General features: G+C 52.2%; 1 protein-coding gene. It reads right to left on the reverse strand.

What is annotated here, in order from left to right:
• Nucleotides 1–255, reverse strand: a 255-nt coding sequence (locus ACTHUG_RS11650; protein ID WP_440422321.1) for a pyridoxine 5'-phosphate synthase, incomplete at both ends; no start/stop codon positions are given.

Below are 255 nucleotides of genomic sequence, written 5' to 3' on the forward strand. Positions count from 1 at the left end.
CTCGGATGCCTGCATCGGTCAGGATTTTGGTGAACTCGGCCACTTTATCCTGTTGCGCCAATACGTCCAAACCGCCTTCTGTGGTTACTTCTTGGCGTTTTTCAGGCACGATGCACACATCTTCCGGTATCACGTTGAGCGCGTTTTCCAGCATTTCTTCCGTCAGCGCCATTTCCAAATTCAGGCGCGTGCGGATGGCGTTTTTAACGGCAAACACGTCCGCATCTTTAATATGGCGGCGGTCTTCACGCAAGT

The organism is Neisseria sp. P0022.S009 (assembly GCF_051956675.1).
Classification (GTDB): domain Bacteria; phylum Pseudomonadota; class Gammaproteobacteria; order Burkholderiales; family Neisseriaceae; genus Neisseria.